This is a genomic window from Bacillus sp. CR71, assembly GCF_003429245.1.
Classification (GTDB): Bacteria; Bacillota; Bacilli; order Bacillales; family Bacillaceae_G; genus Bacillus_A; species Bacillus_A thuringiensis_S.
Map to the genome: position 1 here is coordinate 456,114 of NZ_CP031748.1, position 23,702 is coordinate 479,815.

Below are 23,702 nucleotides of genomic sequence, written 5' to 3' on the forward strand. Positions count from 1 at the left end.
CCAGAGCCGTTACCGCCGGAACCATTGCCACCAGAGCCACTGCCACCAGAACCGTTACCGCCGGAACCATTGCCGCCAGAGCCGTTACCGCCGGAACCATTGTCGCCAGAGCCACTGCCGCCAGAACCATTGCCGCCAGAACCGTTGTCACCAGAACCACTATCGTTCTGAGAACCGTTATTTCCTGGAGGTTTATTATTATCCTTTGAGTTTCCTTCTGCAAAATGATCACTATTTTGTACAATAGCGTTTGTTAATGGGCGGAAGTTTTCAGTTGCAGCATTACCAATATTTAAACCGCTAAAAAAAGATAAAGAGAGTGTTGATGCTAAAATGAAGATTTTCGTCATGGTTTTCCTCCTAAGAAATTAATATTCCATCTAAAATACATCCCTTTGTAATATTTCTTAGGAAAAAGAGTTTTATGCAAAAAAAACTATATATAGAAAAAGGTGGTGTATTTCTCAAAGCAGAAAAGAGTTAATGTAGATTTCCTACAAATAGTAGAGGCGGAGAATTTACATTCAGAACGGTAGAGGAAGTGGCAGTAGATGAAAGAGTATATAGCGTTTGATATTGGCGGTACGGAAATTAAGTATGGCATTGTTTCAGAAATAGGGAGAGTATTAAAGCGTAAAACAGTTGCAACAGAAATTCATTTAGGCGGAGAACAAACTATTCAAAAACTTATATATGTATCAAAAAAAATAATGAATGAACATACTATTGCAGGAATTGGTATTAGCACCACGGGGATTGTTGATATTAATAAAGGAATTGTGACGGGAGGTGCGGATCATATTCCGGGATATCGTACTATTCCTATTATTGATAGATTGCAAGAGATATTAAAAGTTCCAGTATCGATTGACAATGATGTGAATTGTGCAGCGTTTGGAGAAAAATGGAATGGTAGTGGAAGAGAGAAAGAGAACTTTATTATGCTCACCCTTGGAACAGGGATTGGGGGAGCGATTTTTATAGACGGAGAATTGTACCGAGGGCATTCATTTAGTGCTGGTGAATGGGGGAATATGTTAATAGAAGGAAAACCGTTTGAAGAGGTTGCCTCGATTTCAGGATTAATTCGTCTTGTCAGAAAATATAAAGGCAAAGGTGAGTGGAATGGGAGATTAATTTTCGAGTTGTATGATAAAGGAGATCGGGAAGTTGCTCAAGCAGTTAGGATCTTCTTTAAACATTTGGCAATCGGAATTAGTAATCTTGCTTATATTTTCAATCCAGAAAAGATTATTATTGGTGGAGGAATTACCGATAGAGGAAATGAGTTTTTAAAAGAAGTAAAAGAAGAGGTCAGTAAATACTTAAATCAAGAGATTTATAATAATTGTGAGATTGAACTTGCACAAAACGGTAATTGTGCAGGAATGATTGGTGCTATTTACCACTTCTTACATCATCATAAGTAAATTATATGAATGTTTTCATATAACTGAGAATTTATCCTTTTTATCGCTAGGTAAATAATGCTACAATATAAGAGAAGAATACAATATTTTCCGATTTGGAAAATGCTTTGTAGAAAGGGAGAAACTTCATGCCTATTATTTTAGAAAAAGGTCAAAAGATCGATTTAACGAAAGGACAACCAAAAGTAGCAAAACTACAGGTTGGCTTAGGCTGGGATCCAATTGGGCAATCAGGTGGATTTCTGTCTTCATTATTTGGAAGTAAACCAAATGTAGATTGTGATGCATCTGTTGTTATGTTAGAAGGAGATCGTTTTTTAAACAAAAATGATTTAGTTTACTTCGGAAATAAACTTTCTACTTGTGGTAGTATTATTCATTCAGGAGATAATTTAACAGGTGAAGGCGCTGGTGATGACGAAACAATTTTCGTAGAATTACATAAAGTTCCGAGCCGTATTAATCGTTTAGTATTCGTTGTAAATATTTATGACTGTGTAAATCGTCGTCAAGATTTCGGGATGATTCGTAATGCATATATTCGTATTCAAAACCCGCAAACTGGTGAAGAATTAGCACGCTATAATTTATCGGATAATTATGCTGGCAAAACGACTCTAATTGCAGGTGAAATGTATCGTCACGGAAGTGAATGGAAGTTTTCAGCTGTTGGAGAAGGCACACAAGATAAAAACTTAAGTGAGATTGTATCACGTTATCAATAAAATAAACCGAGGAGGAATTGAATATGGCATCAATTTCATTGAAAAAAGGACAAAAGGTAGACTTAACAAAAACGAATCCGGGTCTTTCAAAAGTTCTTGTAGGACTAGGTTGGGATACGAATCGTTATGACGGACAAAACGATTTCGATTTAGATGTTAGTATTTTCTTAGTAGGCGCTAACGGTAAAGTTTCAGGTGCAGAGGATTTCGTCTTCTATAATAACCCAAAAGGTGCGAATGGTGCTGTCGAGCATTTAGGAGATAACCGAACTGGCGAAGGTGAAGGCGATGACGAATCGATCAAAGTAGATTTGAAAAATGTACCTGCACATATCGAACGTATTTGTTTCACAATTACAATCTATGATGGAGAAGGTCGTAGCCAAAACTTCGGACAAGTTTCTAACTCTTTCGTACGTATTTTAGATGAAGAAAAGAATGCAGAATTAATTCGTTACGATTTAGGAGAAGATTTCTCTATTGAAACAGCCGTAGTAGTAGGTGAATTATACCGTCATGCAGGTGACTGGAAATTCAATGCAATCGGAAGTGGATTCCAAGGTGGATTAGCGTCTCTATGTAATAACTTTGGTTTAGACGTAGAGTAATAGATTTAATTTATATATCCATCGGTGAAATGTATGTTTACCGATGGATATATTTTTAAAGATAAAAATATAGAGGTGAATATAGATGGTTATTCAATTACAAAAAGGACAGAAAATTGATTTGGGTAAGACAAGCCCTGGTTTAACAAAAGCAGTAATTGGTCTTGGATGGGATATTAAATCTTATGACGGTGGATCAGATTTCGATTTAGATGCATCTGCCTTTTTATTAGATGCAAACGGAAAATGTACGAAGGAAACTGATTTTATCTTCTATAATAATTTACAGTCTCCTTGTGGATCTGTTTTACATACAGGAGATAACCGTACAGGTGAAGGTGAAGGTGACGATGAGCAACTTGTTGTGGACTTAAAGAAAGTTCCAGCAGATGTGCACAGAATTGCTATTACAGTTACGATTTATGATGCAGAAGGCCGTAGTCAAAACTTTGGACAAGTAGGAAATGCGTTTGTTCGTTTAGCAAATGAAGAGACGAATGAAGAAGTTCTTCGTTTTGATTTAGGGGAAGATTTCTCCATTGAAACAGCAGTTGTCTTTTGTGAATTATACCGTCATAATGGACAGTGGAAGTTTAATGCAGTAGGAAGTGGATTCCAAGGTGGTTTAGGTGCGCTTGTAAGAGCGTATGGCTTGGATGCATAGAAAGGAAACGATATTCGTTTCCTTTTTTTGACCTTTCTATAAATCTAGCAAAGAATAGGGGATAAAGGTAAGATGAGTATTTTGCAAGGAATCCTTGATACGTATGCTCAGTTTTTCGACTTGGACATGTGGATTAAAGTGTTGCAAGATCCAGTATCTTGGGGATTAATAGGTACACTTGTTGTACTTGAAGGTTTGTTATCTGCCGATAACGCACTTGTGTTAGCAGTAATGGTAAAACACCTTCCGGAAGAAAAACGTAAAAAAGCATTATTCTATGGACTTATTGGAGCTTATGTGTTCCGCTTTATTGCGATTGGAATTGGAATGTTCTTAATTAAATTATGGTGGGTAAAACTTCTTGGTGCACTTTACCTTGCTTGGTTATCAGTAAAATACTTTATTGATAAGCGTAAAGGTGCAAGTGAAGAAGACGAAGCTCACGGTATGAATCAAAACAGTATTTTCTTTAGAATGTTCGGTGTCTTCTGGGGAACAGTTGCGATGGTTGAATTAATGGATATCGCGTTCTCTGTAGATAGCGTACTTGCTGCATTTGGTGTATCTAATGAAGTTTGGATTTTATTATTAGGCGGAATGCTAGGTATTTTAATGATGCGTGGTATCGCTGGTGTATTCTTAAAATTGTTAGAGCGTATTCCAGAGCTTGAAACGACAGCATATATTTTAATCTTAATTATCGCATCGAAGATGCTATTGTCTCTAATTGATATTCATATTAGTCATACACTGTTCTTCATTATTTTAGTTGTAGCATTTGGAGCAACATTTATAATTCACTACATGAAGAATTCTGGACAAGCTAAAGAAGAAGTTGCAGCTACTAAAGAAGACAATAAATAATTGAAATGGGTTTGCTCGTTTTACGAGCGCCCATTTTTTATAACCAAAAATAGTTTATAATAGAAGAAAGATTTAGAAAAAACGTAAATGTTTTTGGAGGTGAACTGTTGTGTTTTCACGTTTTACACTTCAACCATATGCATTAAAAGATGAATCAGATTTAAAGCAATTTGAAACACTTTTAGAAAAACGCCCACAATATGAGCTGACAGAGAATGAAATGAAATTTAGTTATATAGCATGTCGAATCCTTGGCGTTCCTAATGATGTAGATGAATATTTTAATGAACTGTTTGATTATAGTGAAGCGAAAGGAATCGAAGTTTTACACGAACAAAATTTAAACAAAGTGATTGATTCGGAAAAGCTTCGTCATATTCAAGAAGTGTTCGGATTACATCAAGAAGCACCAAATGGTCTGACAGTAAATAGGCTAGTTGCACATTTATCTGGGAAACAACTTTTACCGAAAGTAGACAATCCTGATTTACAGCATTACATACATGCGACGTTCATTTCAGTATTGAAATTATATGAGAAACAACATAATCAGTCGTTAAAGACAGAAGGTTTCCGTCGTTTCTTAATCGACATAATTAAACTAAGCGAAAATTACGTAGCGAAGTGGTTCTCTACGATTAATTATAAGAAACAAATGCCGCGTATCGTTTGGTATGGTGATGCACAGGAAAGCCGTATATATTTCTTATATTTTCTTATTATGCTCGGTTGTGATGTGCTTTATTATCACCCCGAAGGAAAAGATGGATTTGAAAATATTGATGAAGAGGGAAGAACTTTTGTTGTATCTCATCCGGGTCGCATTTCGCTTGAACCATTCCCTGATCGTCGACGTGAGCGTGTTGCAACAGTAGCGTATCAAGCTTCGAAAGAAATTGAACAAGTACTTCACCACGATAATTCACTATTATATAAACCGTGGCAATTTCGTTCGTATACACCTGTAGCACGTACGTTAAAAACGACATATGATGAACTCTTTTTGATTACGAAAGAAAAGGCATTTGTACGTCCAACATTCTTTGTTGAAAATAAACATATTTATATTCCTTCTTTATTTGCGAAAATATCAGGCGTTTCAAAGAATGATAAAGAATATTTTCAACGATTAAAGGTTGTTACATCATTTGATAACAGTTTATTAATTAATACATTCCCATTTACGAAAGAGCAAAAAGCAAATTTCCAATATCATTATCGAGATGCATTGGACCGAGCTGGGAAATTACATCCTGATCTAATTATGAATAGCCATTGGTGGCCGCATAAGCGTTTACCGGAAGGTTTACAACATGGGATTGCAGAGGCGATTATCCATACGTGCGAAAGTGAAATATGCAAACCAATTGCGAAAGAAACGAAACAAGATGTAGCACTGTATGTTTTCGCACAACTTTCTCAAATACCACCTAATATTTTAGAACAGCTTGAGAAATTTGATTATTCACAAGATGTACCGAAAATTGTTATATTTAATAATGAGAAGAGTGGAGAATTAACTCGTTCTGACGCTGTTTTATTACTATTTTTGAATCAAATTGGAGTAGATGTATTCCATTTCAATCCCACGGGCAGAAACGATATTGAACCGTATGTTGAAGCAGGAGCATTCGATTCCCATTGGCTTGAAGAAGTTAATTTCGATCTTGAGTTTCATGGCTCATCAGCCTATAAAAATTTATCACAAACAATAAAAGGACTATTTCGTCCATTTTTATAAGGAAAGGGAGAATACCATATGAATAACCCAGTCGTACTAGATTCGAAAACTGAATTGAATGAGCAAACCGCACAAGATGTTCGCTTGCAACTTAGACAAGATACAGATGTGCAACGTATTTATAACGCAGTAGATATTAAAGATCAACTGGAATTAATTGAACTTGGAAAAGAACCTTCTATGGAAATTTCACGTTTCGCTGATCAAATTTTACATACAATGTCTCTATCAAAGATAGAAGATTCTGGTGAATTGTTAAAGCAACTTGGTAAAATTATGGACAGATTTGATAGTAAAGACTTTGCGGAAGAAAAAAGTGGTTTCTTCTCGCGCATGTTCAAAAAAGCGGATAAAATGATAGAACAAATCTTTAGTAAATATCAAACGATGGGCCGCGAAATTGATAAAGTTTATGTGGAAATTACGAAGTACCAAGATGAGATGAAAAAATCAATTGGTACGTTAGATGGCTTGTATGAGCAAAACTTAAAATATTATTTAGACTTAGAGAAGTATGTAGTAGCAGGAGAAATGTTATTAGAGCGTTTAAATACAGAATTAGTTCCGATGTATGAAGAGCGCGTGCGTAATAATGATCAATTAGCAGGTATTGAATTAGAGTCGCTTAAAAACTCGGTTGAAATTTTAGAGCAACGTATTGATGATTTAGAAAAAGCTCGTATGGTTGCGCTACTTACAGCACCACAAATTCGCATGATTCAACGTGGTAATAATAAATTAATTGGTAAAATCAATACAGCATTTATTACGACGATTCCTATCTTTAAAAATGGTATCATTCAAGCAGTAAATGCGAAACGTCAAAAGCTTGTTGCAGATTCTATGGCTGAACTTGATCGCCGTACAAATGAATTACTTAAGAAAAATGCACAAAATATCGCAACGCAAAGTGTAGAAGTAGCGAGATTATCAGGTTCTTCTAGTATTAAAATGGAAACACTTGAGGAAACTTGGAACATTATTTCAAGAGGTATGCAAGAAACACAACAAATTGAAGAACAAAATAAACGTGAGCGTGAAGAAAGTCGCAAGCGTATGGCTACATTAACAGAGAATATCAAAAAAGAATTACAAGGATAAATGAAAAGGCAATGAGGAATAGTCCTCATTGCCTTTTAGTTTCTCTTCACTAATTTAATAATTTCATTCACAACAAGTGGAATGATACTTAATAAGAGAACAAATCCCCAATCTCGCATCGTTAATGCATGTACACCGAATATATTTGCAAGGGGCGGGATGGAGATGATACAAACTTGCATAAGAACACCGATAAGAAGGGAGAAGACTAAATATTTATTTGTAAAGATCCCAATTGAAAAAATCGATTTCGTTCTTGAACGCAAGTTAAATGAATGAACAAGCTGAGAAAAACTAAGAACGACAAATGCCATCGTTTGGGCATGTAATAGAGCATCCTCATCAATTCGCTCTGGGAAAAGAGGGAATAAATTTGTATCTCCAGTATAGAATTTTGCTCCGGCGATAAAGGCTATTAACGTTAAAATCCCAATGACAGCCCCATTGAAAATAAGAAAAGGAACGCTACCACTAAATAGGCTTTCTTTCGCATGTCGTGGTTTTTCCTTCATCACATCTGGATCTTCAGGATCAACCCCAAGTGATAATGCAGGCAGTGTATCTGTAATTAAATTTACCCACAAAATATGAATAGGTCGTAGGGGTGTTGCCCAGCCAAGTAAAATCGCTAAAAATAAAGCGATAATTTCTCCAAAGTTACAAGAGAGTAGGAAGAGAATTGATTTTTTTATGTTACGATAAATATTTCTACCTTCCTCAACAGCTTTCACGATAGATGAGAAATTATCATCTGTTAACACGACATCAGCTGCTCCTTTTGCGACATCTGTTCCTGTAATGCCCATCGCTACGCCAACATCAGCTTGCTTTAAAGATGGTGCATCATTGACACCATCACCAGTCATAGAAACGATATTTCCTTTTGCGCGTAATGCCTTTACAATTTTCACTTTATGCTCTGGAGAGACTCTAGCGAATACATTTAAATGATTAATTTTGCTAGCTAGTTCTGTATCTGAAATGTTATCTAATTCAGTTCCAATCATAATTTCAGATATTTCTTCAGCAATGCCAAGTTCTTTGGCAATTGCAAAGGCGGTATCTTTATGGTCACCGGTAATCATAACTGTGCGAATACCGGCTTTTTTACATTCTGTAATTGAATCTTTCACTTCAGTTCGCGGTGGATCAATCATACCGACAAGACCGATAAAGATAAGATTTTCTTCAAGATGATTTATATCCACATCGTTTGAATTGTATTTTTTAAATGCGAATGAAAGTACTCTTAAAGCTTCTTGAGACATTGCTCCGGCAGATTCTAATATTTGATTTTTATCAGAATCAGTTAAAATCTCGATTTTCCCGTTTTTAAAAATATGGTTACATCGAGGTAAGAGCTTATCGATAGCACCTTTCGTCATGCTATAGCAGTTTTCATCGTATGTATGCACGGTTGACATCATTTTACGATCTGAGTCGAAAGGTAGCTCGTTAACACGTTCATGTATTTTTTCTAAATGATCTTTTTGCATGTTAAAAGTGCTTCCGGCCACCAGAAGAGCAATTTCAGTCGGGTCCCCGGTTTGTGATTCGTTATTGTAAGACGCATCATTACATAGCACCATATTCTCTAACAATAGACGTTGCGTATCATTATTTACATTCAAATGTTCTAAGTGATCGTATGTGTTATCACTATAAAAGTGAGTAACAGTCATTTTGTTTTGCGTTAATGTGCCTGTTTTATCTGAACAAATAATTGTGACAGACCCGAGAGCTTCAACAGCAGGAAGTTTACGGATGATGACGTTTTGTTTAATCATACGCTGCACACCAATTGCAAGAACGATGGAAACGATAGCTGGCAAGCCTTCTGGAATAGCTGCAACGGCTAAACTAATAGCAGTCATAAACATTTCTAGTGTATCTCGTCCTTGTAAAAAGCCGATGAGAAACATCACGATACAAATAGCTACAGCAACAAAGCCTAAATATTTTCCGACTTGTGCTAAGCTTTTTTGAAGTGGTGTCATATCATCGTCTGCTTCATGTAACAGGGTAGCAATCTTACCAATTTGTGAGTTCATTCCAGTTTCAACAGCAACACCGACGCCTCTTCCGTATGTTACAAGAGTAGACATAAAGGCCATGTTTTTTTGGTCGCCGAGTGGTACTTGCTCATCACTTTGCATGGAAGGGTGGTAGATTGCATCTTTATCAACAGGGACAGATTCACCAGTTAGAGCAGATTCTTCAACTTTTAAATTTGCGGTTTCGATAAGGCGTAAATCGCATGGGATATATCGTCCGGCGTCGAGCATAACGATATCCCCTGGAACGACGTGCTCAGATGGAATTTCTTTTAGTTCACCATTTCTCTTGACGATAGCTTTAGGCGTCGCCATCTTTTTCAATGCCTCTAAAGCTTGTTCTGCTTTCGATTCTTGGACAACACCGATAACAGCATTTAAAACTACAACGAGCGCGATAATACTGGCATCCGCCCATTCACCTACAAAGGCAGAAATAAGGGCAGCAATAATAAGGACATATACGAGGACGTCATTAATTTGGGCGAAAATACGCTGCCATAAAGTGCGTTTTTGTTTTGTAGCTAATTCATTAGAACCGTATTGCTTTAAACGGTCACTTACAATCTCATCTGTTAAACCGTGTTGTTCGTTTGTTTCTAGGTCAATTAATGTTTGATCTTTCGTCTTACTGTACCAATTGCTCATAAGTAAGCACCTCCAGTAAAAACAGTTAGCAATGGTAGTGTTGCTATTATTTGTGAGTAGTATGTATGGAGAAAAAATCTAAGATGAGGTTCTACTTCTATTGTACAATATTTTACAGTTGGTTGAGGGAAAGAGAAGAGTTGTCATGAATTTGTTGGAAATAAAAAAGAGCCTCATATAAGAGAGGCTTTTTTACTTTTTAATTAATGTACCTAATTCTTCTGTAATAGCTTGCATTTCACTAATGCTGAAAGTTTCACGTTTCATAACATGATCATAAATGTCACGTAAATCTTCGTACATTTCTTCGTTAAAACTAGCAGCTCTCATCGCTCCAGCATTAACCATACGTAATTTTTCTTTAATAGCTTCGACCATATATTCAACGTTTTCTTCTGACTTTACGGATAAATCCACCGAAGTGTCCCCCTTTAAAATAACATAAGGCTATCTTAACATTTTTTATCATTTTCGTTAATGAATCTTTTCAATCCTATTAAATTAGTAGGGATTTCCTTTATATTTAATAATTGGTTGTTTATACTATAAGTATATATGAAGAAATGCACCAAGAAGGGAAGAAACAAAAACATGGTTCAAGTATTGTTTGTTTGTCTTGGGAACATTTGCCGTTCTCCAATGGCAGAAGCGATTTTTCGAGATCTTGTCGTAAAAGAGGGACTCGAAGAGAAAATTGTCATTGATTCTGCAGGAACTGGAGATTGGCATGTTGGCCATCCGCCACATAAAGGAACACAAAAAATTTTAAAAGAAAATGCAGTCACTTTTGAAGGAATTAAAGCAAGGCAAGTAGAAAAAGAAGACTTAACAAAGTTTGATTATATTATTGCCATGGACAACAAGAATATAGCAGATTTAAAAAGTTTAGGTAAAACTGGAGGCTATATTGGTAGACTGTCCGACTTTGTTCCAGACGGTGGCTGGACAGACGTTCCTGACCCTTACTATACAGGGAATTTCCAAGAAGTATATGACCTTGTAACAGAAGGGTGTGCAAAGCTATTAGCTTTCATTCGAAATGAACAAGGAATATGAGGAAGCTTAGAAAGAAATACTTTCTAACATAAGAAATGAAAGGGTGAAGGAATATGGCAAAGAAAAATAATATTGCTCGAAACATTGCGATTGGTGTAGCGGCAGGTGTAGCTGTATCCATGTTAAAGAAAGAAAACCGTGAAAAAGTAAAAAATACAGCAGAAAAAGCAAAAACAAAGATGATTGAAATTGGTGAAAATGCAAAGATCAAAGAAAAAGTGCAAACTGTTACAGATAAAGGACGCGAACTTGCTGATTTCAATGTGGTAAAAGCGAAAGTAGCAGAAATTAAAAAATTAACGCCATCTGTTGTAGAGACGTTAAAAGAAACGAAAGAAATTTTTAGTAAGAAAAAAGTTGAGCCAGAAGAAAAGCCAGAAACGATTGAAATTCAAGCTGTATCTCCAAAGGTAGATGAGCTGAAAGCAGAAGAAGAGCCAGTAGTTGCTGAAGATGGTGGTATGAAAGAAGCGCGTGAATTATTTATAAAAGACTCAAATGCAGTGGAAAAAAAAACTGAAGCGTACATTGAGTTAAAGCAAGATAAAGAAGAGAAGAAAAGCGTTTAAACATATATGAGAAAAATTTTAGAAAAGGTGAGAAGAAATCGTACTTATTCGTTTGGTAAAGATTTATATGACCGGACGATGCGCGATGATGTAGCGGGCTTGGCAGCACAGCTCGCTTATTTCTTCTTGCTTGCAATTTTTCCTGGGCTCGTTTTCTTAATTACGCTTCTTGGATTTATTCCCATTCAAACAGAGGATGTGCTTAGTTTATTAGAGGTTTATGTACCAGATGATGCAATGAACTTAATTGAGGTAAATGTAGATAAAGTTGTAAACCAGCAAAATGGTGGTTTATTATCATTTGGTTTATTATCCATGTTATGGTTTGCCTCAAATGGTGTTAATGCGGTTATGAATGCTTTTAACCGAGCTTATGACGTGAAGGAAACACGTTCTTTTATTACAACAAGAGCGTTATCAATTGTGTTTACATTAGCTATTATTTTTATGATTGTCTTTGCGTTAATTGTTCCGGTATTCGGACAAGTTATTGGAGCAGCAGTGTTTAAAGCACTCGGTTTATCAGATAGTTTTTCTTTCGTATGGAGCATTACACGATTAGTAGCGAGTTTCTTCGTACTATTTGCTTTGTTTAGTTTCTTATATACATTTGCACCAGATCGAAAGTTAAAAAGAAGAGAAGTTATTTCAGGGGCGTTATTTGCTACTGTAGGATGGATTGTGGTGTCTTACTCATTTGCTTATTATGTAGATAAGTTTGCGAATTACGCCAATACATATGGTGGTCTCGGTGGTATCATTATTTTAATGTTATGGTTTTATTTAACTGGATGGGTAATTTTACTTGGCGGTGAAATTAATGGTTTACTCCACCATTATAGAACCGGTGACAATAATTCCCGTAATGAATAATGAGCTCTTGTTCCATAATAAAAAGGAACAGGGGGGATATTTCATGAGTAATAATAAAAAGAACCATAATAATAAAAGTAATAATAAACAAAAGAGCAGTTCGCATCCAAAGCATAAAACGAGTAGCAGTGCGAACGGTCATAATAGCTATCATTAAAAAAAAACGGGTCCTCTATGAGGGACCCGTTTTATTTGCTTCCTTTTAGTAATCGTAAGCCATTCAAAATGACAAGAATCGTACTTCCTTCATGGCCAATAACACCGAATGGAAGAGCTAAAAATTGCAAGAAGTTTGAACAAATTAGCATGGCAATAACGGCTAGCGAAAAGATTACGTTTTGCTTCACAATACGGTTCATTCGTTTTGATAAACGAATTGCTTGGGAAAGGCGAGATAGTTCGTTCTTCATCAGTACAACATCTGCAGTTTCTAAAGCTACATCTGTTCCTTCTCCCATTGCGACACCAATGCTAGCAGTAGCTAGTGCAGGGGCATCATTTATACCGTCTCCGACCATTGCTACTGTACCGTATTTTTCTTTTAACTTTTTAATCGTTTCAACTTTTGTTTCTGGTAAGCATGATGCGTAATATTCCTTTATATTACTTTCAGAGGCAATTGCTTTTGCCGTTTCTTCATTATCTCCAGTAATCATAATTGCTTCGACACCAATGCTTTGTAAATCACGAATAGCAGCTATTGTTTCTTGGCGAAGCGTATCTTTTAAAGCGATAAGTCCAAGAATGCCTCCCTCATCACTAATATAAACGACAGTTTTACCTTCTTTTTCAAGTGAGGCAGAAATACCATTATGAAATGTCTTTGTTTCTTCACCGATAAAGTCAGCTTTACCTATTTTATAAGCGATGTTTTCCAATCTTCCTTTTAGACCAAAACCAGTTACATCTTCAACCTTTTCTGGTTTTTTTAATGTAATGTCGTACGCATGTTGTGCATATTTAACAATGGATTCAGCTAAAGGATGTGTAGAGTGACTTTCAATTGATGCTGTAATAGAAAGTACTTCTTTTTCTGTTATATTTTCTCGAACATATACATCTGTTACGGTAGGTTTACCTTCTGTTAATGTTCCTGTTTTATCAAACGCGATTGCTTTCACAGAAGCAAGGCGTTCTAAATGTATACCGCCTTTAAAGAGAATACCGTTTCTCGCTCCGTTAGAAATGGCTGATAACGTAGCTGGTGTAATGGCAGCTACGAGCGCACAAGGAGATGCGACTACAAGTAAGATCATAGCGCGATAAAACGTTTCATTCCAACTCCAGTCAAGTAAGAAATGAGGAACGAACATCATAAGCGCAACAACGAGTAGTACACCTTTTACGTATGTTCCTTCAAACTTTTCGATGAATAGTTGTGATGGTGATTTTTCACTTTGTGCACTTTGGACGAGACGGATAATTTTTTGGAATAATGTTTGATCGCTCGGCTTCGTAATTTTAACTTCGATAGCACCACGTAAATTTACAGTACCGGCAAATACTTCATCGCCATGTCTTTTCTCATTTGGAATAGGTTCTCCTGTGATTGCTGCCTCATCGATATTTGTTTCACCGTTATGAATCGTACCGTCAGCAGGAACACGTTCACCAGGTTTAATTAAAATAATGTCGTTAATTTGTAACTCTCCAACAGGAACACGTTCTTCAGTTCCGTTGGAAATACGTAATGCTTCTTCAGGTTGTAAGTCAAGAAGAGCGGAAATTTCTTTTTGGCTTTTACTTAACGTATAAGATTCCATAGCACCGCTGAGCGCAAAGATAAAGATTAAGATAGCCCCTTCTGCCCAGTAGCCAATAATTGCAGCACCAATAGCTGCAAAGAGCATTAGCATTTCAACATTTAGCTCTTTTTCTTCAATCGTATCTTCAATGCCTTCTTTCGCTTTTGCATATCCACCAACTATATAAGCAAGGATATAGCAAGTAATACCTACATTCATTGCATCGTTCTTTGTGAATAACCAGCCAACTAAAATAAAAATACCAGATGCTACTGCAAATACAAGTTCATAATGTTTTTTTAATGTGTCCCATAAAGAGGGATGGGAAATTGCTTCTTTTGCCTGTAACGTTTTTACTTCTGAGTTCATTACTACTCGCTCCTTCCGAATTCTTATTGAGAAAAATAATCAAAATCGAAACCCCTATAAAACGACGAAAGCTGCCATCCATAATGGATAGCAGCATTTCTGTTGAATCTGTTTTTAATCGTTATTATATTGTAATTATTCTATAGTATATCATATGTTTTTATGAGATGGTACGGTTTTGTTTCAAGTATAAACGGAAAACTTGTGTTTTCGCAATTCCTCTGGTATATATGAATATTGTTCATAAAAGATCGGAAAGGAAGACAACAAGTGAAGACAGAGAAATTTTTTACCCATCCGATTGGCGTATTTATTGCTGCAATAGTAGCAACTTTTTTATGGGGAAGCGCATTTCCTTTTATTAAATTAAGTTATGTTGAACTTGGAATTCAACCACAAGAAGTTGGAGAGCAAATATTATTTGCTGGTTATCGTTTCTTGTTATCTGGGGTAATGCTTTTATTCTTTTTTAAAGTGTTAGGGAAAAATATGAGCTTCAAAAAAGGAACGGGGAAACAGTTAATACAAATTGGTTTATTCCAAACGTTTCTTCAATATATCTGTTTTTATATTGGAATGAGTTATAGTTCGGGGATTGAAGGAGCTATCATTTCAGGGACATCATCATTCTTTCAAATTTTACTCGCCCATTTTGTATATAAAGATGATGCTCTCAATATGAGAAAATTAATTGGGGTATCGATTGGTTTTTGTGGCGTCATTTTAGTGAATGTGCCGAGTGATGGTAGCTTATCATTTCATTTTGGAATCGGAAGCTTATTACTTCTTAGTGCAGCAATGCTGTATTCATATGGAAACATATTAGCAAAAGAAGGTAGTAAAACATTAGATGTTGGCTATATGACAGCATACCAAATGATTTTTGGTTCTATAGGATTATTATGTATAGGGGCTTTACAAGTTGGAGTAATGCCATTTACATTTAGTCTACACGCACTACTTATGCTGATTTATTTATCTTTCTTATCTGCAGCTGGTTTTTGCATTTGGAATACAATTATGAAATACAACAAGGTTGGAAAAGTATCTATGTATATGTTCTTTATACCCGTATTTGGTGTGTTATTATCGAGCATGATTTTAGGTGAAGCAATTCATTCATTTGTGCTACTTGGTTTAGCATGTGTAGCCGCGGGAATTATTGTGGTAAATCGGACGCCAGCTAAGCAAAAAATAGAGCAAGAAAAACAAGTGGCATAGAGAGCAGAAAAGCGATTACAATGGAAGAACAGTGCTGTTCTTCTTTTTTAGAAAAAGGATAATAGACTAAGTGTAACGAAAAAAGATACAAAAAGCATTTATTGAGGAGAACATATTATGAATCTACTTTACGTGGTGTTAATTGGGCAAATACTTCTTTTTTTTATTGGTGCAATTTATGCAATAGGGCAGACAAAAAGAACGAAAGTTAATATGCCGTTACCTTTAGCAATCCGTCTTATTCTTAGTTTTTCTTTAACAGGTAGTGCAATTTGGATATGGTTACAAGATCCATCTGTAGAGTATAGTACGTGGGTTGCACTTGGTATGACTTTATCGACTGTGGGAGATTTGTTTATGGCTGGGTTGATTCCAATTGGTCATCGATTAATTGGTGGGATGGTTACTTTCGCCCTTGCTCATTGTTTTTATGTAAAAGCATTTTTGCAAACAGGAATTTCATGGAATGGTTTTTGGATTGGCTTACTTGTATATGGGCTCTTTCTAATTGTAGGATGGTTCTCCTTTATCCGAAATGATAAACAGGATAAATTGTTTACGATAGGAGCTCTAATTTATGGATTGTGGGTTGGGGGAATGGCGTGCTTTGCATTCGCCTTATATTATGAAAATACAGGAATATGGTGGATACCAGCGTTTGGTGGTTTACTGTTTGTGATTTCTGATTTTATTATTGGCGTGACAGATATCGGAGGGCGCAAATTGAAGTATGAGCCACTTTGGATTTGGTTTACATATGTAGCTGCTCAAATGTGTATTGTATATGTGGGATTATAAAAAGATACTCTCAAAAATAGTGGATAGACTATTTTGAGAGTATCTTTTTTGCTTGTTTAATTTGATCAGTATTGTTATTTTGAAATTTCTAATATTATAATTTAATAATTCAGAATTTTATAGAAAAATATCAGTCGTATTATTTATAATAAAAGTAAAAAGATGATGAGATGGTGAAATGATGCAAAGGAAAAAATGTTGGCGTGAATTTTTTGGAACGATTGCAATTGCATGTTTATTGGTGTTTTTGGCGAAAATTTTTGTGTTTTTCCCTACGACTGTAAAAGGAGCATCCATGAGGCCGACGTTGCAAGATGGAGATAAGGTGATTGTTAATAAGTTAGCAAAACAATTTGAAAGCTATGGGAGAGAAGACATTATTGTTGTGAAAACAGATAATTTTTATGTCAAAAGAGTGATTGGATTGCCAGGAGATATTATTGAGATGAGAAATGATCAATTATATGTAAATTCTGAAGTGAAAGATGAAGAGTATTTGGATAGTAATAAAAAACAAGCAGAAAAAAAACTTATGAATTTAACAGAGGACTTTGGACCGATTACAATTCCTAAAAATAAGATTTTTGTTATGGGAGATAATCGCCTAATAAGTAAAGATAGTAGAAATGGTTTAGGTTTTATTGATAGAGAAGATGTGTTAGGAAAGTTAGCAGGCATTTATTATCCGTTTGAACATATGAAAATAATAAAGTAAAAAAACCAAGCAAATTTTAGTTTGCTTGGTTTTTCTGTTAAACAGTAGGAGATTCGTTAGATACAAAGATATCTTCATGTTTCTTTGTAGTACTTAAAACGAATTTATGTTGTAGCAATTGTAGTTTAAATAACGCTAAAGGATCATGATATGTTTCTGGATTGCTTCTTAGCGTTGCTAATGTTTGTTCATCTTCCTGTATCTCAAGTTGAGCTGCATCCACATTTTGTTTCAATATGCTAAGTGGATCTTTAAAGAACATCATGATATCGCGTTCTAATGCCCCTTCAAATACTTCAAATTGTAGGAAGAATTGTTTTGAAATTGTGTGAGCAATTTCTGTATAGTCTTCTGTTTCAATATATTGTTTATATTTGTTGGCGAGCATAGATTGGTTTTTTTGCATATTACCAAATAATTTTCCGGCACTTTTTAAGAAAAACTGTGTCGGTGTAAAGCGTAATAAAATATTGATGTTTGTTACTGTAATTCGATTTGTCATTCGTACAACATCTCGATTCCAATCATCTAATAATTTGAAATCGCAAGGAAGTTTCATACGTTCTTCTTTATATAATTTATTAAATGTTTCACTCATTTCATCTAAATAAGCTTGAGCTTGAATAAATTCATTATGTGCTGTTTCAATCCATTCTTGAATAGACCCAGTAAATTTAGGAAGAAGTACCTGTTGTACATGCTTTTGAACTCGTTCATTCATTGCAGCATTTAATTCTTCATGAACTAGTTTGAAATCACTATCTTCTTGAACAAGATCAGAGCAGCTCTGTAATAATTCAGGAATTTGAGAATGTATATCTCGTGTAATTTCTTCTTTCGTTAAAAGATAGGATTCGGTAATAGAGCGAATTTTATCTTTTTCAAGAGCAGTAAGGTTATTAATAAATCCAGTAAGTTTCACTGAGATGTGTTTATTCCAGCGTACGGATTTTACTAATGTATTTTCTAATTCCACACGTTCGTTTATGAGATAAGCAATCGTCTTTTGCGTAAACCATATTAGCTTTTCTATACGTTCTTTTTCTATATCGCGTTTTGCAAGATTAGAGAGAATAGATTCTGTTACATCTCCAAGTTGCTGGCTACTCTCTTGCGAAGGAGAGTATGGGAAGAATTGTGCATCTGGAAAATGCACTTTAAGTTTACTAATTAGTTTTTCATTAGTAGTCGTATTATTTGTGTGTAATACGAAGTGAATTTGTAAGTTTGATACTTGTTCACGTAAATAAATTAACGTATCAATTTCTTCACTATGCAATGGTGAAGAAGAATTTAATACGTAAACAAGACTATCTGCTGCTTGTAAGTATTCAAAGTATGCATTGTTTTTATCCAATTGTCCTTGAATGGATGGTGTAATAAGAAATGTAAACTTATTTTTTCTTAAAAACCTACTTGGTAGCTTAATTTCTATACATCTTTTCTCAAGTTCCGACTGAGCAGATGTAGCCGTTATTTGATGGAATTCATTAAGGTTAGGGATACTTCGTATATCTAACGCGGTAAATTCTGTTATTTCAGTTTGACTAGCGTCTTTAAATAGAATAGGAGTTGTTAAAGTTTCATTTAAGATGTTCTCTCCTAATATTGAATTAACAAATGATGTTTTATCATGGTCACTAGTTCCAGCTATTAGTAGTGGCGTGACATTTAAATCGCATAGTTCATGGACGAGTAGCGTAAATTGATGACTTAAATCTACATCATTTTTCTCAGCCCACACAGCGATTGTTTCGAATAAATGAGAAACTGTTTCCATATTTACATCTGCTTCAGCAGATGTATTAGAAAGTAAGGATCCAGCACTTTTTACGAGTAATGATTCTAAAGTTGTAGGTGAGACTTCATTCCATGCTAACACTGCTGCAGAGACAACTAGAGAATCTTTTGCTTTCGTTAAACTGAACCAATTTGTTAATAAATTTGGTACAAGTCCGTTTAATTCATGCATAAAATGATTTCCGGTAATTAATGCAAAGTATGTTTCTTGATAGCGAGTAGAAATTTCATTCCAATCGTCATTATTGTCTGTTTCAATATGCAAGAATAAATGATTAATACTTTGAATCCAAGGAAGGTATAAGGATTCATGTTGATAGCTATTCCAAAGAGCAATAACAAGTTCTTTAAATTGAGCTTGATCAACAGCATATAGAGCTTTTAAAGACTCATAGAAATATTCAGGCTTAATATTTTTTGTAAATCCTTTATTTATGTAATTTATTAACGTATCAAACCAGTGTAAAGATTGTGTTCGAATACCTTCTTGAACAGCTAGTTCGATAGCGTTGTTCCAATCTTCTTGTTTTTCATAGAAAGAACGTGCAATTGCAGTAATATTTGGGTAATCCGGTTGGAATGCAACAGCTTCACTAATCGTCTTAAAAGCAAGTCCTAAACGATCTTGTTCGATATAAAGAGAAAGAAGTTGTAAGGAAACCTCCATCGTAAGAGTTGTATCTTCTGTTTGAATGGATTGATAAATTTCTTCTGCCTTTGGTAAAAATCCTAGTTCAAAATAAGCATCTGCAATATTTTTTGTTGCCCAAAGTGCAAGAGCATTATTTACTTTTTCCCATTTAAATATAGCTGCTTCAAAATCTTTATTTTGATAATAAAATTCACCTTGAGCAAATCGAATATTAGAAATGTTGGAGAATTCATTTTTAGATTCATTTATATATGCTTCACCGAGTACTTCCGATGCAGGAGTAGAAGTTTCTTCTGTTAAAAATGTTTTATAGTAAACTTTTTGAATAAATTGATTTTCAATGGTCATGTTCGTTCCCCCCTGTATAATTTAGAAAAATGATGTTGTATGTAAAAGGGTTCATGTTCTTTTAATAGGTAGAAGTTGCATTATATAGACCAAACTATGTTTTTGCTAGATATATCATTTTTCTTGAGAGTTAAACCGTTGCGAAAAGTAACTTTCCTTTATTGTAACAAAAAAACACGCATATGAATTTTTATTTTTTATCGGGTCATTTGCGGGCAGTAAGAATCTACTCTCAAAATTGGTGAATGTAAGTGAGTTATGTGGGAGTCGGGATGTCTGTAGAAGCAAGATTGGCGTAGATTAATAATTAGTAGAGGATGAAGAAAAGCCCCACTGATTAAAGTTTCACTTTATCTCTGTTAAAGGAAAGAATAGAAGTAGAGTTCATTATAAAAACAATGTATAGTGAATATGTATACCATGTTTGCCTTAAAGATAGAAAGGGTACAATGTGGAATAACGATCGTGCATAGGATGTGTCTTCCGAATGGAACAACATATTGGCGAGTTAATCGCGCATTATGGCTATTTTGGAATTGTTATAGCTTTGGCTGGTGGGATTGTCGGATTACCGATACCAGACGAGTTTTTATTGACCTTTATTGGTTATAATGTTTCAAAAGGAGTTATGTCAGGAACTGCTGCTTTTTTAAGTGGGATGGCTGGTGCGATGTTAGGGATTACGTTAAGCTACATATTAGGTTTAAAACTTGGGCTCCCTGTTTTAAAGAAATATGGGCCGAAAATTAGAATTAAAGAACATCACATTGAAAAAACACATATTTTATTTGAAAAATATGGGCCATTTCTTTTAATGATTGGTTATTTTATACCGGGAGTACGTCATTTAACGGCATATTTTGCTGGGGTATCAAATTTGACACTTTGGCGTTTTTGTTTGTACGCTTACGGTGGTGCGCTCATTTGGATAAGTGTTTTTATTGGGCTTGGCTGGAAGTTAGGCGAGAAGTGGCGCTTCGTTGAGTATAGTTTACATCATTATGGAATATGGATTTTATTAATTTCAGCAGTTGTTACATGTGTTGTATGGTTTTACATAAAGAAAAAGAAAAACCGCTAATAGCGGTTTTTTTAGCTGAAAGCAATAAATAATACACCAGCTGTAATAAAGACTACACCAACACCGGTCATAAAGTTTAACTTTTCACCGAGGATAATCATAGCGAGAATGATAGAAAATACGACGCTTAATTTATCGACAGGAGCTACTTGTGAAACCTTTCCTGTTTTGAGGGCAAGAAAATAAAATAGCCATGAAGAAGCACCTGCAATCCCACTTAATATGATAAATAGCAGTGCTTTTTTATTTAGCAGTACGTCGCCGATATTTTGAAATTTACCTTGTATGATAATAACGCCTATCATAAATAATGCCATAATAATAGATCGAATTGTTGTTGCAACGTTTGCATCGATTCCGTCTAAACCAAACTTTCCAAAAATCGATACAAGGGCAGCAGCAATTGCTGATAATAGTGCAAATAAGAGCCACGAACTCATAGTAAAATCCCTCCAATCTTACAGTATTATACATGAAAATGATTCTCATGTATAAAGTTGAAGTAATTAAGGTTTATAGGAAGCATGACTCCAACTTAACTTCTTGCTCCACTTGAATTTTAAGGTGGGAGTTTTACTGCCCGCAAATAGTGGGCTAAATAACGAAATAATCCCCACCTTATATTTTTAATAAGGTGGGGATTATTATGCTACTCTGCAATTTCCTCATATAAAAAGTACGTTACATTATAAATATGCTCTACTTCATCGTCTGTCATAAACAGTAATTCGTCACGCTCAATCCCTTTCTTCTTTTCAATAAACTCAATCATATTTTTGCGTTCTTCTCTCTTCATCAATTTTATTTCTCCTCTCAATCTGTTTTAATACAGTTTATTTAAGTTACTGCTATTATATAACAGAATCTTTAGAAAGTTCCACCTATTTTATTGTTTTTTTCAAAAGAACTTTTCGACAAAACAAGCCCACCTAAAGGGGGCTTGTTTTATTTTATAGTCGTAAAAACTCAGGCTCCGTCGTACCGGCACCATCGATGTAATAAATTGTGTCGGGATTGATTTTTATCAATACGTAATTAGGGTCTTCAGGACCGAGTAACCAACGTTTTAAGCTATTATTCCAAAACTTGTTTTTTAATGTTGAGTCTTCCTCGATTGAAGCTAATCCTTCAACTTCAATATAATCTTCATCTAATTTTTTTCCTTCTCGTCCGAGTAGTACATGGACATTAGGATTTTGTTCAATATCTGTTATCTTTTTTGATTGTCGATCTGTTGCAACATATAGTACAAAATCTTCATGGAAAAACATCATAAAGGCACTATGCGGTTTCTCGTTACGTACTGTGGATAATACACCGGTACGTTGTCCTTGGATAATAGTTGCAATTTTCTCTTTTAAGTGCATATTCTTTACCTCTTTTCCTAATTTATATTTTCTCTGTTTAAACAAGATAATTTAAATATCTTTCATACTGTTTTCTTCAAGTCGATTTTTTAAACGTAATTGTGATGAAATCGGACAAGTTAGGAGAAGAATAATAATAATATTGAGGAGAAATACATACGATGGAAGGGTGAAAAGCATGTTTAATAAAATATTTCTTATAGTAGCACTTATAGGTGTACCACTATCTGTACTTGGAAAAACACTTCATTGGCCAGAAACAATTATGTTCGCTGTGTATTGTATTACGATTATCGCGTTAGCTGGTTTTATGGGGAGAGCAACAGAGAGTTTAGCAATTGTATCTGGTCCTAGAATAGGCGGATTATTAAATGCTACTTTCGGTAATGCTGTTGAACTTATCATTTCAATTTTTGCACTTCAAGCAGGGTTAATTGAAGTGGTGTTAGCTTCTTTAACGGGTTCTGTACTTGGAAATTTATTATTAGTAGGAGGACTATCCTTCTTTGTAGGTGGACTTAAATATAAAAGGCAAAGCTTTAACGTTTACGATGCAAGGCATAATTCAGCTTTATTAATATTTGCTGTTGTCGTGGCCTTTGTTATTCCAGAGATTTTTTCAATGAAGATGGACGCTGGCAAGACGTATCAATTAAGTATAGGTGTTTCTATTATTATGATTATCATGTACATTGCTGCATTACTATTTAAGTTAGTTACGCACCGTGGTGTATATCAACATAAAAGTGACGAAGTAGCGCATGAAGAAGAGCCAGAGTGGTCGAAAGGGAAGGCACTCCTTATTTTAGCGATAGCAACACTGGCGGTAGCTTATGTATCAGAGGCGCTCGTGCATACTTTTGAAACTGTTGCAAAATCATTTGGTTGGTCAGAATTATTTATAGGGGTTATTATCGTTGCAATTGTTGGAAATGCAGCGGAACATGCATCTGCAATTATTATGGCTTATAAAAATAAAGTAAATATTGCAGTCGAAATTGCAATAGGTTCTACATTACAAATCGCCATGTTTGTTGCTCCTGTACTAGTATTGCTATCTATGTTCTTCGCGCAGAGGATGCCTTTAGTATTTACCATACCAGAACTTGTATCTATGATTACAGCCGTTTTCTTAACGATTGCGATTTCAAATGATGGAGATACAAACTGGTTTGAAGGCGGCACTTTACTAGCGGCGTATGTCATTATGGGAATTGGTTTTTATTTATTATGAAAAATAGGCATAACAATTGTGCTCAGAGAAAACAATAAA

General features: G+C 35.1%; 22 protein-coding genes and 1 pseudogene. 15 read left to right on the forward strand and 8 right to left on the reverse strand.

What is annotated here, in order from left to right; genetic code table 11:
• Positions 1 to 350 (reverse strand): annotated as a pseudogene (locus tag DOS87_RS02380) (peptidase); the annotation flags it as partial.
• Positions 351 to 551: 201 nt separating this feature from the next.
• Between DOS87_RS02380 and DOS87_RS02385 the strand changes: the two are divergent.
• The 7 genes from DOS87_RS02385 (at position 552) to DOS87_RS02415 (ending at position 7,133) form a co-directional block, all read left to right on the forward strand.
• Entirely contained in the window at positions 552 to 1,430 is an 879-nt protein-coding gene (locus DOS87_RS02385; protein ID WP_000666101.1) for an ROK family protein, read from the forward strand.
• Between the two features lie 128 nt (positions 1,431 to 1,558).
• A complete protein-coding gene (locus DOS87_RS02390; protein WP_001121586.1) occupies positions 1,559 to 2,155 on the forward strand; it encodes a TerD family protein in 597 nt (198 codons plus the stop codon).
• A gap of 23 nt (positions 2,156 to 2,178) precedes the next feature.
• Positions 2,179 to 2,763, forward strand: a complete 585-nt coding sequence (locus DOS87_RS02395) for a TerD family protein (RefSeq protein ID WP_000146729.1) — start codon at positions 2,179 to 2,181, stop codon at positions 2,761 to 2,763.
• Between the two features lie 85 nt (positions 2,764 to 2,848).
• A complete protein-coding gene (locus DOS87_RS02400) occupies positions 2,849 to 3,427 on the forward strand; it encodes a TerD family protein (RefSeq protein ID WP_000236653.1) in 579 nt (192 codons plus the stop codon).
• Positions 3,428 to 3,499: 72 nt separating this feature from the next.
• Complete coding sequence (locus DOS87_RS02405; RefSeq protein ID WP_000025702.1) at positions 3,500 to 4,291, forward strand: TerC family protein; 792 nt, start codon at positions 3,500 to 3,502, stop codon at positions 4,289 to 4,291.
• A 109-nt stretch (positions 4,292 to 4,400) separates the two neighbouring features.
• On the forward strand, positions 4,401 to 6,032 hold the full coding sequence (locus tag DOS87_RS02410; RefSeq protein WP_000492853.1) for a YceG family protein: 1,632 nt from the start codon (positions 4,401 to 4,403) through the stop codon (positions 6,030 to 6,032).
• Positions 6,033 to 6,050: 18 nt separating this feature from the next.
• On the forward strand, positions 6,051 to 7,133 hold the full coding sequence (locus DOS87_RS02415) for a toxic anion resistance protein (protein WP_098578069.1): 1,083 nt from the start codon (positions 6,051 to 6,053) through the stop codon (positions 7,131 to 7,133).
• Between the two features lie 35 nt (positions 7,134 to 7,168).
• On the opposite strand, the gene DOS87_RS02420 is transcribed toward DOS87_RS02415, so the two are convergent.
• Together DOS87_RS02420 and DOS87_RS02425 are read right to left on the reverse strand one after the other, a co-directional pair.
• Positions 7,169 to 9,835: a cation-translocating P-type ATPase gene (locus tag DOS87_RS02420; RefSeq protein ID WP_000073682.1), complete on the reverse strand. Its 2,667-nt coding sequence runs from the start codon at positions 9,833 to 9,835 to the stop codon at positions 7,169 to 7,171.
• A gap of 192 nt (positions 9,836 to 10,027) precedes the next feature.
• Positions 10,028 to 10,252 carry a DUF1128 domain-containing protein gene (locus tag DOS87_RS02425; RefSeq protein WP_000366196.1) on the reverse strand — a complete coding sequence of 75 codons (225 nt, stop codon included), beginning with the start codon at positions 10,250 to 10,252 and terminating at the stop codon, positions 10,028 to 10,030.
• A gap of 174 nt (positions 10,253 to 10,426) precedes the next feature.
• Between DOS87_RS02425 and DOS87_RS02430 the strand changes: the two genes are divergently transcribed.
• Genes DOS87_RS02430 through DOS87_RS02440 form a run of 3 tightly spaced genes read left to right on the forward strand, consistent with a single transcriptional unit; the run spans position 10,427 to position 12,333 of the window.
• Positions 10,427 to 10,891, forward strand: coding sequence for a low molecular weight protein-tyrosine-phosphatase (locus DOS87_RS02430; protein WP_000250910.1), 465 nt, complete (start codon positions 10,427 to 10,429; stop codon positions 10,889 to 10,891).
• A 53-nt stretch (positions 10,892 to 10,944) separates the two neighbouring features.
• A complete protein-coding gene (locus tag DOS87_RS02435; protein ID WP_001085387.1) occupies positions 10,945 to 11,460 on the forward strand; it encodes a DUF4075 domain-containing protein in 516 nt (171 codons plus the stop codon).
• A gap of 6 nt (positions 11,461 to 11,466) precedes the next feature.
• Positions 11,467 to 12,333, forward strand: a complete 867-nt coding sequence (locus DOS87_RS02440) for a YihY/virulence factor BrkB family protein (RefSeq protein ID WP_001226536.1) — start codon at positions 11,467 to 11,469, stop codon at positions 12,331 to 12,333.
• Between the two features lie 188 nt (positions 12,334 to 12,521).
• On the opposite strand, the gene DOS87_RS02445 is transcribed toward DOS87_RS02440, so the two are convergent.
• Complete coding sequence (locus tag DOS87_RS02445) at positions 12,522 to 14,447, reverse strand: heavy metal translocating P-type ATPase (RefSeq protein WP_001083768.1); 1,926 nt, start codon at positions 14,445 to 14,447, stop codon at positions 12,522 to 12,524.
• Between the two features lie 270 nt (positions 14,448 to 14,717).
• On the opposite strand from DOS87_RS02445, the gene DOS87_RS02450 reads away from it, so the two are divergent.
• From DOS87_RS02450 to lepB, 3 genes are all read left to right on the forward strand, one after another.
• A complete protein-coding gene (locus tag DOS87_RS02450) occupies positions 14,718 to 15,668 on the forward strand; it encodes a DMT family transporter (protein ID WP_000845710.1) in 951 nt (316 codons plus the stop codon).
• A 117-nt stretch (positions 15,669 to 15,785) separates the two neighbouring features.
• Entirely contained in the window at positions 15,786 to 16,466 is a 681-nt protein-coding gene (locus tag DOS87_RS02455) for a lysoplasmalogenase (RefSeq protein ID WP_044783766.1), read from the forward strand.
• A 178-nt stretch (positions 16,467 to 16,644) separates the two neighbouring features.
• The gene (lepB, locus tag DOS87_RS02460; RefSeq protein WP_000983696.1) at positions 16,645 to 17,181 is read left to right on the forward strand and encodes a signal peptidase I; all 537 of its coding nucleotides are present in this window, start codon (positions 16,645 to 16,647) and stop codon (positions 17,179 to 17,181) included.
• Between the two features lie 37 nt (positions 17,182 to 17,218).
• Here the strand turns inward: lepB and DOS87_RS02465 are convergent, their stop codons facing one another.
• Positions 17,219 to 19,981: a tetratricopeptide repeat protein gene (locus DOS87_RS02465; protein ID WP_000151407.1), complete on the reverse strand. Its 2,763-nt coding sequence runs from the start codon at positions 19,979 to 19,981 to the stop codon at positions 17,219 to 17,221.
• Between the two features lie 487 nt (positions 19,982 to 20,468).
• On the opposite strand from DOS87_RS02465, the gene DOS87_RS02470 reads away from it, so the two are divergent.
• Entirely contained in the window at positions 20,469 to 21,062 is a 594-nt protein-coding gene (locus tag DOS87_RS02470) for a DedA family protein (protein ID WP_000434870.1), read from the forward strand.
• Positions 21,063 to 21,073: 11 nt separating this feature from the next.
• On the opposite strand, the gene DOS87_RS02475 is transcribed toward DOS87_RS02470, so the two are convergent.
• From DOS87_RS02475 to DOS87_RS02485, 3 genes are all read right to left on the reverse strand, one after another.
• Positions 21,074 to 21,502 carry an EamA family transporter gene (locus DOS87_RS02475; protein ID WP_098578068.1) on the reverse strand — a complete coding sequence of 143 codons (429 nt, stop codon included), beginning with the start codon at positions 21,500 to 21,502 and terminating at the stop codon, positions 21,074 to 21,076.
• Between the two features lie 209 nt (positions 21,503 to 21,711).
• Positions 21,712 to 21,858, reverse strand: a complete 147-nt coding sequence (locus DOS87_RS02480) for a BH0509 family protein (RefSeq protein ID WP_000817786.1) — start codon at positions 21,856 to 21,858, stop codon at positions 21,712 to 21,714.
• A gap of 154 nt (positions 21,859 to 22,012) precedes the next feature.
• Positions 22,013 to 22,429 (reverse strand): pyridoxamine 5'-phosphate oxidase family protein, encoded by a 417-nt coding sequence (locus DOS87_RS02485; RefSeq protein ID WP_000550220.1) that lies wholly within the window; start codon positions 22,427 to 22,429, stop codon positions 22,013 to 22,015.
• Between the two features lie 178 nt (positions 22,430 to 22,607).
• Between DOS87_RS02485 and cax the strand changes: the two genes are divergently transcribed.
• A complete protein-coding gene (gene cax / locus DOS87_RS02490) occupies positions 22,608 to 23,663 on the forward strand; it encodes a calcium/proton exchanger (RefSeq protein WP_000482131.1) in 1,056 nt (351 codons plus the stop codon).
• The last annotated feature ends 39 nt before the right edge of the window (positions 23,664 to 23,702 follow it).